16 protein-coding genes are annotated in these 12,969 nt (G+C 70.2%); 7 read left to right on the top strand and 9 right to left on the bottom strand.

Annotated features, from left to right (window positions below):
• Positions 1–515: 515 nt before the first annotated feature.
• The 3 genes from ACFSC0_RS18935 to ACFSC0_RS18925 all read left to right on the top strand — a co-directional run bounded on the left by ACFSC0_RS18935 (position 516) and on the right by ACFSC0_RS18925 (position 2,696).
• Positions 516–1,019, top strand: a complete 504-nt coding sequence (locus tag ACFSC0_RS18935) for an RNA polymerase sigma factor (RefSeq protein ID WP_377281543.1) — start codon at positions 516–518, stop codon at positions 1,017–1,019.
• On the top strand, positions 1,019–2,053 hold the full coding sequence (locus tag ACFSC0_RS18930; protein ID WP_377281542.1) for a FecR family protein: 1,035 nt from the start codon (positions 1,019–1,021) through the stop codon (positions 2,051–2,053). The genes ACFSC0_RS18935 and ACFSC0_RS18930 overlap by 1 nt, the downstream gene beginning before the upstream one ends.
• 85 nt (positions 2,054–2,138) lie before the next feature.
• Positions 2,139–2,696 carry a winged helix-turn-helix domain-containing protein gene (locus ACFSC0_RS18925; RefSeq protein ID WP_377281541.1) on the top strand — a complete coding sequence of 186 codons (558 nt, stop codon included), beginning with the start codon at positions 2,139–2,141 and terminating at the stop codon, positions 2,694–2,696.
• A gap of 4 nt (positions 2,697–2,700) precedes the next feature.
• On the opposite strand, the gene ACFSC0_RS18920 is transcribed toward ACFSC0_RS18925, so the two are convergent.
• The 6 genes from ACFSC0_RS18920 to ACFSC0_RS18895 form a co-directional block, all read right to left on the bottom strand.
• Complete coding sequence (locus ACFSC0_RS18920) at positions 2,701–3,594, bottom strand: potassium channel family protein (RefSeq protein ID WP_377355230.1); 894 nt, start codon at positions 3,592–3,594, stop codon at positions 2,701–2,703.
• Positions 3,591–4,067, bottom strand: coding sequence for a DUF2721 domain-containing protein (locus ACFSC0_RS18915; protein ID WP_377281539.1), 477 nt, complete (start codon positions 4,065–4,067; stop codon positions 3,591–3,593). Before ACFSC0_RS18915 ends, ACFSC0_RS18920 begins: the two co-directional genes overlap by 4 nt.
• Positions 4,068–4,173: 106 nt before the next feature.
• Entirely contained in the window at positions 4,174–4,980 is an 807-nt protein-coding gene (locus ACFSC0_RS18910; protein ID WP_377281538.1) for an SDR family oxidoreductase, read from the bottom strand.
• Between the two features lie 34 nt (positions 4,981–5,014).
• On the bottom strand, positions 5,015–5,419 hold the full coding sequence (locus ACFSC0_RS18905) for a GlcG/HbpS family heme-binding protein (protein ID WP_377281537.1): 405 nt from the start codon (positions 5,417–5,419) through the stop codon (positions 5,015–5,017).
• Positions 5,420–5,596: 177 nt separating this feature from the next.
• Positions 5,597–6,022: a nuclear transport factor 2 family protein gene (locus tag ACFSC0_RS18900; RefSeq protein ID WP_377281536.1), complete on the bottom strand. Its 426-nt coding sequence runs from the start codon at positions 6,020–6,022 to the stop codon at positions 5,597–5,599.
• Positions 6,023–6,441: 419 nt separating this feature from the next.
• A complete protein-coding gene (locus tag ACFSC0_RS18895) occupies positions 6,442–6,753 on the bottom strand; it encodes an RcnB family protein (protein ID WP_377281535.1) in 312 nt (103 codons plus the stop codon).
• 514 nt (positions 6,754–7,267) lie between these two features.
• Here ACFSC0_RS18895 and ACFSC0_RS18890 point away from each other — a divergent pair.
• Positions 7,268–8,116, top strand: coding sequence for a universal stress protein (locus tag ACFSC0_RS18890; RefSeq protein ID WP_377281534.1), 849 nt, complete (start codon positions 7,268–7,270; stop codon positions 8,114–8,116).
• A gap of 89 nt (positions 8,117–8,205) precedes the next feature.
• Positions 8,206–8,493 (top strand): hypothetical protein, encoded by a 288-nt coding sequence (locus ACFSC0_RS18885; RefSeq protein WP_377281533.1) that lies wholly within the window; start codon positions 8,206–8,208, stop codon positions 8,491–8,493.
• 70 nt (positions 8,494–8,563) lie between these two features.
• Here ACFSC0_RS18885 and ACFSC0_RS18880 read toward each other — a convergent pair whose 3' ends face one another.
• The 3 genes from ACFSC0_RS18880 to ACFSC0_RS18870 form a co-directional block, all read right to left on the bottom strand.
• Complete coding sequence (locus tag ACFSC0_RS18880) at positions 8,564–9,184, bottom strand: DedA family protein (RefSeq protein WP_377281532.1); 621 nt, start codon at positions 9,182–9,184, stop codon at positions 8,564–8,566.
• Positions 9,185–9,278: 94 nt separating this feature from the next.
• Positions 9,279–9,545 carry a hypothetical protein gene (locus ACFSC0_RS18875; protein ID WP_377281531.1) on the bottom strand — a complete coding sequence of 89 codons (267 nt, stop codon included), beginning with the start codon at positions 9,543–9,545 and terminating at the stop codon, positions 9,279–9,281.
• 173 nt (positions 9,546–9,718) lie between these two features.
• Positions 9,719–10,618, bottom strand: coding sequence for a helix-turn-helix domain-containing protein (locus ACFSC0_RS18870; protein WP_377281530.1), 900 nt, complete (start codon positions 10,616–10,618; stop codon positions 9,719–9,721).
• Between the two features lie 160 nt (positions 10,619–10,778).
• On the opposite strand from ACFSC0_RS18870, the gene pobA reads away from it, so the two are divergent.
• The gene (gene pobA, locus ACFSC0_RS18865) at positions 10,779–11,966 is read left to right on the top strand and encodes a 4-hydroxybenzoate 3-monooxygenase (protein ID WP_377281777.1); all 1,188 of its coding nucleotides are present in this window, start codon (positions 10,779–10,781) and stop codon (positions 11,964–11,966) included.
• A 17-nt stretch (positions 11,967–11,983) separates the two neighbouring features.
• Complete coding sequence (locus ACFSC0_RS18860; RefSeq protein WP_377281529.1) at positions 11,984–12,925, top strand: Gfo/Idh/MocA family oxidoreductase; 942 nt, start codon at positions 11,984–11,986, stop codon at positions 12,923–12,925.
• Positions 12,926–12,969: the final 44 nt, after the last annotated feature.

Raw genomic sequence — 12,969 nt, 5'->3', positions numbered from 1 at the left:
TCCAACCCGTCTTTGTCACCGCTTGCGGTGCGCCGCGCCTTCCGCGGTGGCGCACCCGCAGCGGGGGCTGGCTGCGCCGCCGGCGCCTTCAGCCCTTCGGGCGGGCCGTTCCACGGCCCCCGGTGGAACGGCCCGCAATCCGGCGCTGTAGGGCGCCGGCCGGTGCGGCGTTCAAGCCCGCTCCAGGAGCAGACAAAGACGTCTGTGAACCGGGCAGGATGAGTTCTTTCGGAGCGTTTTCCAGGCGGGCTGCCGCCGCACCGGCGCCGCCGCCGGATCGAGGTTCCACGAGCCCCGATTCTGCGTCTATCTCTCGACCGGCGGCGATGTACCGGCCGGGCGGGGGCCCGGCCTCGCCCGTCCCAGTCAGGCATGCAGCGCCGAACGCTTGGTCTTTGCGGGAGAGTGGCCGGACGGCGGCTTGCGGCTGCGCCGCGGCTCCGGACGGCGGAAGACCTCGGAACCGGATTCACGGCGGCGAGGCGGCCGCCGCCGGCCTCGCGGCGATTTCCCGCATGACCGCCAAGCCCCTGGCGGAACAAGCCGGACCGCTGCGCGAGGGTCTGGCCCGCTACTTCCGTCGTCGGGTCCCGGACCCCGCCGAGGTGGACGACCTCGTGCAGGACGTCTTTGCGCGGATCGCCGCCAGGGACAGCGCCGAGCCGATCGGACACCTGGGCGGCTTCGTCTTCCAGGTCGCCGCGAATGTCCTGGCCGACAGAGGGCGCCGCCGCTTCTCCCGCAAGGCCGATGCGCACGTCCCCTTCGAGCCGGACCGCCATGGGGATGAGGACTTCGACCCCTATCGGCTGCTGGCGGGCAAGGAGGATCTGCGCCTAGCTGTCGAGGCGCTCCTGGAGCTGCCTCCGCGCACGCGCACCATCTTCGTGCTGCACCGGCTCGAAGGGCGGAAGACTCGGGAGATCGCCACGCAGCTGGGCATATCGGTCAGTGCGGTGGAGAAGCACATGATCCGAGCGATGCAGCACTTGAGCGTCATCCGGAAAGGGCGGGTCTGATGCACGACGTGCTGAGCCTCGACCGACTGAAGGCGATGGACCCGGACGAGGCCGCGGCGCTCCTCGTCTATCGCAGGGCCGACGGCGCGGGCGAACTCGACGCCGAGGTGCTGTCGGCGTGGCTGCGGATCCATCCGGCCAACGCCGCGGCCTGGGAGCACGCCCAGGCAGCGTGGTCCGACTTCGACGGCGCTGCGGACGAGGACGTCCTGGCGGCATTGCGGGCCGAGGCCCGCCGCGCGGGTCCAGAGCGCCCCCGGTGGCGGTCGCCCGCCGCGGTGGCCGCGGCGGCAGCGGCGGTTGTCCTGGTGATCGCGGGCGCGCTCGGGCTCGGCCTGCACCGCTCGGAGGGGAGCAAGAGCCCCCACGTGGCGCAGACGCCCGCGCCCGCAGGGGGGGCGGAGGTCTACGAGAACCGCGAGGTGGAGCCGGAGGGATTCCGGCTCGCCGACGGCACATGGATGGTGCTGGATGCGGGAAGCGCCGCGAGTATCGCGCTGGCGGGCTCGCGGCGGGAAGTCACGCTGGTGCGTGGCCGGGCCTTCTTCGACGTCATGCCAGATCCGGCGCGGCCGTTCGCGGTCGAAGCCGGGGGGCGGTCCATCGTGGTCCTTGGCACGCGGTTCGACGTTCGGCTGCAGCCCACCGAGTTGCGGGTCTCCGTCGTGGAAGGGGAGGTGTCGGTCGGCCCCGCGGGGGGCGGTCCGCCGATCCGGCTCGGCGCTGGACGGCAGCTGGTCGCGCGAGAGGGGGAGCAGCCGCAGGTGACGCCCGCCGACGTGGGCCAGGCCCTGGAATGGCACGCCCGCTATGTCGTGTTCGACAACGTCACGCTGGCCGAGGCGGCGGCGCAGCTCAACCGCCTTGGACCGGACCAGCTGATCGTGCGTGACCCCGCGGTGGCCGGGCTGCGGATCAGCGGCCGTTTCCGGGCCGACGACCTGGAGCGGTTCGGGCGGTCTCTCGCCGTGGTCCACCCCGTGCGGCTGGCGCCCCGCGGCGCCCGGGAATGGGAGGTTGTCCCGGCCGGCTGAGCGGCCAGCGTAGATTTGCTCTCGGGCGAGATGAGGATTTTGCGCCGTCCTGCGACCTTGTCCTTAGGCTCGAGGGAGGCTCAACATGGACGCCGCGTTCGCTGAAGATGACCGACGCCCAATCGCGATCCTGAATGCGGGTGGGCCCAACCCGCCGGAGCCCTCCGCCGCCAGCGTCGCGGCCCTGCCGGACGGAGCGCTGCACTTCCGGACCTTCACGCTCTTGCCGGGAGCGAGGGTCCTCCTTCGCGACGGCGAGCCCGTGGAGATCGGCAGCCGGGCGTTCGACCTGCTTCACATCCTGCTGCGCTCGCGCGGGGCGCTCGTCGAGCGGGCGGACATCATCCGCCACGTCTGGCCGACCACCGTCGTGGAGGAGAGCAACGTCCGCTTCCAGGTCGCCTGCCTGCGCAAGGCGCTGGGGCCGGACCGCGACCTCCTGAAGACCGTCCCCGGGCGCGGCTATCTCCTGGCGGCCGAGCCCGGGGCCGAGGCGGCACCTCCCGGGCCGAGCGGCTCGGCCCGCGCCCAGAGCTATGACGCGCGAGGCGATGAGCTATGCGGCGAGGAGTTGCGCACGCTGCTCCGGCAGGTGCTGGAGGAGCTCCGCCGCCTCACGGGCGGCGCCTCGCCGGGGGTTTAGCCGCTTACGCGATCTTGCGCGCGTCGCGTCCAGCGCGTGGAGCCGCTAGACCGCTCTCGTGCGCCGGATCAGCGGGCGGCTTGTCTGAGCCCAGGGCGTCGGTGAACGCCGCGGCGAGGATGCCGGCCGGCGCGGCGATCAGGCCGACGCCCGTAACCGCAGTCAGCCCGGCCGCGATCTTGCCGAACGGCGTAATCGGGTGCACGTCGCCATAGCCGATTGTGGTGAGGGTGGTGACGCCCCACCACAGGGCGCGCGGGATGCTCCCGAACGCCTCGGGCTGGACCGCCCCTTCGATCGCATAGAGGAGGCTGGAGGCCAGCAATAACGCGACCCCGCCGAGCGCGTAGGCGGCGCCGAGCTCGCGCCGCTTCGACCACACCGTGTGCAGGACCAGGTCGAAGGGGTTGGACGTCGGCCCGAGGCTTGCGAGGCGCAGGATCCGAAGCACCCGGATCAGCCGCAGGACGAGGGTTGGCGCGCCGGCGAGGGTGAGAAGGACCGGCAGGACGGCCAGGAGGTCCGCGAGAGCGGGCGGAGAGAGGATCCAGCGCAGCCTCGCCTTCCACGCGGGGCTGTCGGGCTCGCCCTCGGGGGCGGCCCACAGGCGCGCAAGATACTCTGCGGCGAACAGCAGGGCGAAGGCGATCTCGCTGGCCCGCAGGCTCCTCGCGAACCGGGCCGCGATCAGGGGCTCGGTCTCGGCCACCGCCACCGCCGTCGAGGCGGCGATGGCGAGGCACAGCGCCAGGTTCAGCGGGGACAGCCGCCCGGGCCCGGCGCCTGTCTCCAGGTGCGAGTAGAGCCGTCGTCGCCATGCGGGCCGCTGAACGGCCGGCTCGCCTGAAGCGCCCATCGAATCCTCGTGCCCTTCGGCCTGGCGAGCCGCCTTGTTCACGAGGGGGCGGCCGACCACCGGGGATGATGGATCTGCAGCCTCAGGAGCGCCCGAACGCAGCGGCTCTCCTCGGTGAACAGGCCCATCGCCGCCAGCAACAGCGACAGGCCTAGCCCGCCCGTGGCGACGACGAGCCAGACCGGCACCAGCGGCTGGGCCTGCGAGGCCAGCACGGCGCCTGCCAGGCCAAGGAGGCTCGTGGCGCCGAACAGCCCGACGGCGGCATAGAGGAGGTCGAGCGCGCGCAGCAGGAGGCGCAGCCGCCGCTCCGCGAGGACCATCGCGCGCTCGGGCTGGGCGTAGAGGTCCGCCAGCAGGGCGCTCCCCTCGGCGAGCGAGGCGCGGAACTCCCGCCACTGCGGAACCGCCAGGCCGTATCGCATGGTCGCGCTGTTTTGCAGAATGGCGCAGGCGTTGGTCATGATCGCCGGCCCGGCGATGAATGTGAGGGGCAGGAACGGGTTGTCGGTCACGGTGTCGGCCTGACGAAAGGGGGCGCCTGGGCGGGGCCGGTCGGGGGAGGATTGGGCTCCGCCCAGGCGCAGTGGGGCGGTCCGGGAGAGGGACCGCCGAACGGCCTCAGATCTGGTTCTCCCAGGCGGCCAGCTGGTGTTCCTTCAGCATGTCCTCGATCTTCTTGGGCACCACGTTGCGGAACTTGCCGGTGTCGGCCGGGACGATGTCGACCATCCGCTCGATCATCTCCTGGGGGTCCATGCGGCCTTCGGGCGTGGCGAAGAAGTCGTCGAAGCCCTTCCGCAGGTCGGCCCGCCTGGTGACGTGCTTCGCATCGTCCAGCCAGCGGAAAGGGTTGTCCGCCATGGTCTCGTTGTAGCCCGTGTAGTAGGCGCCCGGATTGATGGTCTGAACCTTGATCCCATAGGCGGCCAGCTCCTGCTGCAGCGCCTCGGCGATCGACTCCAGCGCGTGCTTGGTGGAGACGTAGGTGCCCCAGTTGGCCGGGGTGAAGAGGCCGCCCATGGACGAGGTGAAGACAACCTTCCCCTTCACCCCCCGGTCGACCCACTTGCGCACGACGCCCTGGGTCAGCACCAGCGGCAAGAACACGTTCACCTCGAAGTTCTTGCGGACGAGCTCGACAGGAATTTCCCAGACCGGCCCGGCCTCGCCCATTCCGGCGTTGTTCCACAGGATGTCGAAGTCCCAGGACTGCGCCTGGCCGATGTCGAAAGGATCGGTCAAGTCCAGGCGCTCCACGCGCACCCGATCCTGCAGGCCAAGGCTCGCCACCTCGTTGCGCAGCGGCGTCACTTGGGAGGAGACCTGCACCGTGGCGATGACGCGGTGCCCGTTCTTCGCCATCCCGAGGGCCGCGCCCTTGCCGAAGCCGGAGCCCGCGCCGGTGATCAGTATCGTTTTGCTCATCAGGGTTCCTTTGGTGAGCGGTTGGGAGAAAGGATCAGGAGGCGAAGGCCGCAGCGCCGGCCTGAGCGACGGCGACATCCTGGTCGACTGCGCCGCCTGAGACGCCGACCGCGCCTACGAGCCCGCCATCGGCGGATTTGAGGGCGACGCCGCCGCCGAACGGGGCGAGGCCGCCGTTGGTGAGTTCGAGCGCGTGCGCGGGCGCGCCGGGTTTGCAGTATTCCCAGACGTCCTCGCTGTTGCAGGCGAACAGGACCGCTGTACGCGCCTTCCGCGTGGCCACGTCGATCGACCCCAGCACGGCCCCGTCCATCCGGCGGAAGGCCTTCAGGTGGCCGCCGGCGTCGAGCACAGCCACAATGACGGGCTGGCGCAGCTCCCGCGCCTTTGCGTCCGCCGCCTCGATGATGGCCTGTGCGACCTGTGAGGTAAGCGCCATGTGGCAAATCTCTCCTGGGGTGTGGCTGACGAGATCATCGCCTCTGACGCCGGATCGGGCGCGTAAGCCGATGACAGGCTGCGTGAGGCGTCGTGAGCCCCCGCGGACTGGCCGGAGACAGCAAAAAGGGGGCGCGCTTGCGCGCGCCCCCGGGCGAAGTTCGATGTCGGTGCGAGGTCAGGGCGTAACGCGTCGCCAGAGTTCGTTGAACGCGAGGCTGTCGTAGAAGGCGTAGGCCCGGGCGACGCGTCCGTCCCGCATCTCCCAGAACCAGGCGTAGGTGTTGGCGTAAGGGACGCCGTCCTTGGCCACGCCGCTGGCGTCGAAGAAGATGATCACCCTGTCGCCGTCGGTGGTGAGCTGACGAATGGTGGGCCGCAGGCCCTGGCTCATGCGTGCGTTGAAGGGCTGTATCACCTCGGTCATGAAGGCTTCCCGGCCGGAGTAGACTTTGGACGCGTCGGATCTGCCCACGATCGTCCAGGTCACATCGTCGGCCAGCAGGTCGTAGGGCCCCCCGGTTCCGGCCCCCCACCTCGCGAACGCCTCTTCGACGAGCTTGCGGTTGCGAACTTCGACCAGTGTGGCGTCTACGGCGGTCATCTTGTCTTTTCCCAAAGCGAAGGCTCCCGATCCGGGGATGCCAGAGAGCGCCGCCGCGAACATCAGTGGTGCGACACATCTCGTGATGTTGTTGGTCCTCATCCGGGCAATCCTCGTGGCTGGCGCTCGGCACGGTCGCGCGATCATGGCCGTTCGGGGAGTGTAGGGACGTGAGGCGCCGCAATTGCTCGTGAGGCGGCCACGGCCGACCCTGAGCAGATTAGTCTTCTAGCCATGGGCCGGGGCGCAATGCGCTCGGGGCGAAACGATCAGGATCCTGCCACGAGGGATGTCCGCTAATCGCTGCCTCCTCAACGTCCACTACTGGCGCAGTGCTGACGTTGGGCCCGGGCGGGCATCCGCAGTTTGGGCTGTGAGCGGCGAAGCCGCCAGCAACAGGCCGGCAGAGACAAATCACCTCAGCGGATGAGGACGTTCAGCACGTCGCGTATCAACTGGGTCTTGGGATCCACCAAATAGACCCGCTCCTCCACATACACATATCGATACTGCGGGGGCGGTGGGGGAAGATCGTAACGGCTGTAGTCGTTCACGTAATAAGGCGCCGAGATGTAGTGCGCCGGGAGGCGCTGGCCGCGTTCCCAAATCTTCTTCGCCTGGCCAGGAGGCATGCCGTGGGGGTGGGACTTCGCGCCATGGGCTTTACCATGGCCTTTACCGTTTCCTGGATCGGCCACGGCCGGCGCGGCAGCAATCATGAGGGCGGCCATGGCGCCCCACAAGAGTGGCGTTCTCATCGTGTAGTCTCCCAGGCAGAGGTCCGCGCCGATTCAAAACGTTCCAGCGGATGATGTGGCTCCCGACTGACGCCGCGGTTCGACGCACGAGTTTACGCGCTGTTTCAGGTGCAAATATTTTGCACTTTGGCGCTCACAACGCTCTGAGTCTATTCAGAGCTGTCCAGATTGTGGCTCTGGAGGTCCCCCGTTCGATCCGGGGAGGCGGTACCATCGCAAGGCGCTGAAAGGACCGGGATTTCCCGGTCCTTTTGCGTTCCGGGCGCCCGGTTCTGAGCAGCGGCGTGCCAGTGACCGTGAGGGCCGGTTTCCGCGGCGAGCTCATCGAGCAGGTCCGCTCGGTCAGCGTCGGCGTCGACGCCTACTTCGCCCCGGCGGCGGTGCGCCACTCGAAGCCGCACTGAGCGGCGGCGGCAATGCGCCAGAACCTTAGCCGACCGGCGACCGTTGTGACGCCCAGTCTCTGATTGAGGACGGGAGAGGATCGATGAGTCAGCCCGGCGCGCCGGACGTCCTGCTCGCGGCCAAGCCTGGCAAGACCTCGCCGCACGCTGAGAGCCGAGCCTTCCAGATGGCCGCCCGGTCCGGTGGACGGGTGCGCCTGCTGTATGTCGTCGATGAACCCGGCCAGGGCGCCGGGGCCGCTCCGGACAGCCTGGCGGAGGCGGTGTCGCAACGTGCGCCGGCCGGGGTCGGCTGGGACGTCTCGGTGGGGCGCGGCGAGCCGTGGCGAGCGATTCTGCAGGCGGCGGAGGCGTCCGGATGCGGGTTGATCGTCATGGGCCCGCGCGAGCGGGGCGGCATGGGCGCGCGCCTGATGGGGACCACCGGCGAGCATGTGATCCATCGCGCGCGGCAGCCGGTGCTCACGGTGCGCCGGCCGGCCGAGGCGCCCTACCGGCACGTGGTGGCGGCGATCGACTTCTCGGAAGGCTCGCGGCAGGCGCTGGTGGCGGCCGCACCCTGGGTGGACGGCGCGGAGATCGCACTGCTTCACGCCTACCGCGTGCCCTACGAGGGCTTCCTGTCCCGCGAGGCCAATGCGGACGAGGTCCGGGCCTCGGCGGAGGCCGATTGCGCCCGCTTCCTGGCGGAAGGCGGCTGGCCGCCCGGCCTGGGCGAGCGGGTGGAGCCGGAGATGGCCTACGGCACGCCCCTGGAGGTGCTTGCGGCGCGGGCCCGCGAGGGGCGTGCGGACCTGGTGGTGGTCGGCGCCCACGGTCAGACGGGGCCGTTCGAGAAGCTGCTCGGCGGCACGGCCGAACAGCTGCTGAGCGAGCTGCTCACCGACCTGCTGGTGGCGGCCCAGAGCCAGGCGCATCGGCGCGGCGCGTGACGCGGTGAAGGCCGCGGGCGCGCGTTGGCCGGTCAATCGAACCGGAACGCGGCGCAGCTGTTAGGTCAGGTGCAACAGACGGGGTGACCATGGCGACCTGCATCAGAATCCACCTGGCTCATGACCTCGCCGAAGGCCGGAGCGCGCCGGCGGCGGAGTACAATCTGCCGGACTTTGGCGGCCAACTCCCGGAGGTGGGGGACACCATCGTGCCGGGACGCGAATTCGCCGAGCCCGGGACCTTGTGGGATGTGGCGAGCCGGTACCACGAGCCGGGCGTCGCCTATGACGCGAGCGCCTGCATCCGGGTGGTGGTCACCCGCCGGGCGCCCTCGTCGGAGGAGGTCGTGCTCTTCGAGAGGCAGGGAACCGGTTGAGGGGCCAGGAACGACGAGGCGTCGGCGGGGGTGCGCCCCGGCCTCACCCGCAGACAAAGGTGAGCGGGCGTCAGTCGGCCTGTTCGGCGCCCTGGCGCTGCGGGCGGAAGGTGACCAAGCGGAAGAGGTAGATCAGCACGGCGATCAGCAGGATGGCGTTGCCCACCGGATCGATCCAGTGGCCCACCTGATCGTAGTGCTCGCCGAGCTGATAGCCCGCCCAGGCGAGCAGCAGGGTCCACAGCCCTGCGCCTGCGGTGGTGAAGACCAGGAAGACGGGGATCGGCATGGCCGCCAGGCCCGCCGGGACCGAGATCAGCGTCCGCACGGCCGGCGCCAGCCGGCCGAAGAACATCGCCGCGCGGCCGTGGCGGCGGAAGAAGGTCATCGCCTTGTCGACGTCGCGCGGGGTGATGGTGAGCCAGCGGCCATGAACGCCAGCCCAGCGCTTGAGGCGCTTCTCGCCGAACGCCCGGCCGATCTCGTACCAGAGGGTCGCTCCGACCACCGCGCCCGCCGTGCCGGCCAGGACCACGCCGAAGAAGTCCATGTGGCCCTGCGAGGCGAGGAAGCCGGCCAGCGGCATGATCAGCTCGGACGGGATCGGCGGGAACAGGTTCTCGGCGAACATCAGCGCCGCGACGGCGAAAAGGCCGCCGACGGTGACGATGTAGATCAGCCAGTCGACCATAGATCTCCCCAGGGTGCGCCCGTTAGCTGAGGGCGCAGGCGCGCCGGCGCAACCCTTGCCGGGATTCGCCCAGGGAAGCGCTGTCGATCGGGCGCTAGTGCGGCAGCGGGCTCAGCCCGTGGGTGCGGCCGGGCGGCGGAGGCGCGTAAAGCAGAGCGAGCTCGGTGTCGGCTTCGTCCAAGGCCGTCGCGGTCAGGCGGAACACCTGCAGCAGCGCCTCGTGCTGCAGGCGGAACAGCTCGGCGACGTCGGCGGCGTCGCGAACCTCGGCGAGGAACTGCGAGAGGATCGGCTCGAGCTCGGCGACGACGTCCAGCCGGCCGGCGAGGATGAGCGCGCGCCTGTGATCTTGTTCACCCACACTCGTACTCGCGTGATCGGATCGCCATCGGCACAACCGCGATAGCGGGCGATCGACGCACCGCCCCGGCTGATTTTCACAGGCTCGGCGCCGAATGCCTGTCGGTTGGGCAGACCTGGCGCGGCGGCGCCTGTCCGTTGGGCGGATCGCAGTGCGCCGGCGCGGCGCCATGCTCACGCGGCGCGGCGCTGGGCGTCGGGGGCGGCCCCGTCGTGGCGGCGGCGGAAGGCGCGCGGCGAGGCGCCGGCGGCCTGGCGGAAGAAGCGGGAGAAGTAGGCCGGGTCGCTGAAGCCCAGATAGTAGGCGATCTCGGCGAGGGTCATGTTGGAGTAGAGCATCAGCCGCTTGGCCTCGAGGAGGCGGCGCTCGTGCAGGATGCGCAAGGGCGGCTCGCCGGTGATGCGCAGACAGGCGCTGCGCAGGCGCTTGGGCGTGACGGCGAGCAGCCAGGCGTAGTCGGAAATCCCCATCTCGGAGCGGTAGTGGTCCTCGACCAGGCTGCGGAACCGGGCGACGAGGCCGGCGTGCGAGCCGTGGGGCGCCGGCGGGCCGGCCTGGCTGGCGCGGTGGCGGCGCAGGACCTGGACGAAGACGCCAGTCAGCAGGCTCTCCACCGCCGCGGTGTGGCCGGGCGCCTGCCAGGCGAGCTCGCGGGCGAGGCTCTTGAGCTGGTCCTGCAGGGCCTGCGGCTGGTCGAGGGAGACCTGGGCGGGGGCGGCGAACAGGGCGGACAGGTCGGCGTCGCGGCGGACGATCTCGGCCAGGTAGGCGTCGGAGATGGTCAGCACGCTGCCCGAGGTGTCGACCTCGAAGTCGAACGCATGGACCAGGCGGGCGGGGACCAGCAGGACGCATGGCGACGTGAAGGGGATCACCTCGTCCTCGGCGCGCATCCTGCCGCCGCCGGCGGCGATGTAGAACAGGTGGCTGAGGTTGGCGTGCGAGTGGGCGCGGATGTTCCAGTTGCTGGGGCGGGTGCGGTCGTCGAGGGACTCCAGGTGGAGGAAGCGCTCGCCGACGGCGCGGGGCGGCTCGCCGTAGAGGAAGAAGCTGGGGATTTGTTGGCCCTGCATACGAATGAGCGTGTCCGGCGGAGCGTCGTTCTGCAAGGCTCAAGGGCCGAAAAGTGCAAGTTTTCGTCGCCTTCATCCCTCGTCAGCGGCCCGTGGCGGGCGGATGTTTGCGGCCAAGCCGCGACCCCGGAGGGTCAGACGGCGAGGGATGGAGGCGCGCATTCGCACCCAGGTCGCCATCATCGGCGCGGGGCCGGCCGGGCTGCTGCTCGGCCACCTCCTGGCGCAGGCGGGGATCGCGGCGGTCGTGCTGGAGCGGCGCGACCGCGAGTACGTCGAGGGCCGGGTCCGCGCGGGCGTGCTGGAGCAGGTGACCGTCGACCTGATGGACCGGCTGGGCCTTGGCGAGCGGATGCGGCGCGAGGGCCTGGTGCACGCCGGGACCAACATCGCCCACGAAGGGGAGATCTTCCGGGTCGACATGGCCGAGCTGACGGGCGGGTCGACCGTCATGGTCTACGGCCAGCAGGAGGTGATGAAGGACCTCTTCGATGCGGCCGAGGCGCGCCAGCTGCAGATCGTGTTCGAGGCGCAGGACGTGCAGCCGGAGGGGCTGGACGGCGAGCGGCCGTCGGTGACCTGGACCAAGGACGGGGTGGGCCAGCGGCTGGACTGCGATTTCGTCGTGGGGTGCGACGGCTCTCACGGGGTGAGCCGCAGCTGCATCCCTAAGGACGTGCTGAAGACCTACGAGCGGGTCTATCCGTTCGGCTGGCTGGGCATCCTGGCGGACGTGCCGCCGGCCGCCCACGAGCTGATCTACTGCAATCACGAGCGGGGCTTTGCGCTGGCCTCGATGCGGTCGCCGACGAGGAGCCGCTACTACCTGCAGTGCCGGCTGGAGGAGCGGGTCGAGGACTGGAGCGACGAGCGGTTCTGGGACGAGCTGTGCCTGCGGATGGGCGAGCGCGCGGCGGCGGGGGTGACCCGCGGGCCCTCGTTCGAGAAGAGCATCGCGCCGCTCCGCAGCTTCGTGGCCGAGCCGATGCGCTGGGGGCGGCTGTTCCTGGCAGGCGACGCGGCGCACATCGTGCCGCCGACCGGGGCCAAGGGGCTGAACCTGGCGGCCTCGGACGTGCTGATCCTTGCGCAGGCGCTGAAGGAACATTTCCACGAGGGCTCGGACGCGGGGATCGACAGCTATTCGGCCCGGGCGCTGGCCAGGGTCTGGAAGGCGCAGCGGTTCTCCTGGTGGTTCACGGGTCTGACGCACCGGTTCCCGGAGACGGGGCCGCTGGAGCGGCGGCTGCAGGTGGCCGAGCTGGACTACATCAAGCATTCGCGGGCGGCGCAGACGGTGCTGGCCGAGAACTATGTGGGCCTGCCGATCGACTGGTCGGCGGGTTGAGGGGAGAGGTGAGCGGCATGAAGATCGTGATGGCCGGGCAGGGCGCCTTCGGGGTCAAGCACCTGGAGGCGATCCAGAACATCGACGGCGTCGAGGTGGTGAGCCTCGCCGGCGGCAGCCCGGAGACCACGAAGCAGGTCGCCGAGAAGTTCGGCGTTCCGCACTGGACGACGGACCTGGCCGAGGCGCTGGCCCAGCCCGGCGTCGAGGCCGCGATCCTGGCGACGCCCACCCAGATGCACGCGCGGCAGGCGATCCAGTGCCTGGAGGCCGGCAAGCATGTGCAGGTGGAGATACCGCTGGCCGACAACCTCGCCGACGCCCAGGCGGTGGTGGAGACGGCGAAGCGCACGGGCCTTGTCGCCATGTGCGGCCACACGCGGCGGTTCAATCCCTCGCACCAGTGGATCCGCAAGCGGATCGCGGCCGGCGAGCTGAAGATCCAGCAGATGGACGTGCAGACCTACTTCTTCCGGCGGAAGAACCTGAATGCGCTCGGTCAGCCGCGCAGCTGGACCGACCACCTGCTCTGGCACCATGCGGCGCACACGGTGGACCTCTTCCAGTACCAGACCGGGGAGACGTGCTCGGTGGCGCGCGGGGTGCAGGGGCCGATGCACCCGGAGCTGGGCATCGCCATGGACATGTCGATCCAGATGAAGGTCCCGTCGGGGGCGGTCTGCACGCTCAGCCTGTCCTTCAACAACGACGGGCCGCTGGGGACCTTCTTCCGCTACATCTGCGACAACGGCACCTACATCGCCCGCTACGACGACCTGGTGGACGGCAAGGAGACCCCCATCGACGTCTCCAAGGTGGACGTCTCGATGAACGGGATCGAGCTGCAGGACCGGGAGTTCTTCGCCGCCATCGCCGAAGGTCGCGAACCGAACGCCTCGGTGGCGCAGGTGCTGCCGGCGTACGAGACGCTGGATCGCATCGAGAAGAGCCTGCTGTGAGGATGTCCGTGGACCGCCTCGCTCCGTCATCCCGAACGGCCTGG

Origin of the sequence: Phenylobacterium terrae (assembly GCF_042681205.1) — a bacterium.
Classification (GTDB): Bacteria; Pseudomonadota; Alphaproteobacteria; order Caulobacterales; family Caulobacteraceae; genus Phenylobacterium; species Phenylobacterium terrae.
This window is presented reverse-complemented; position numbering and strand designations above follow the sequence as displayed.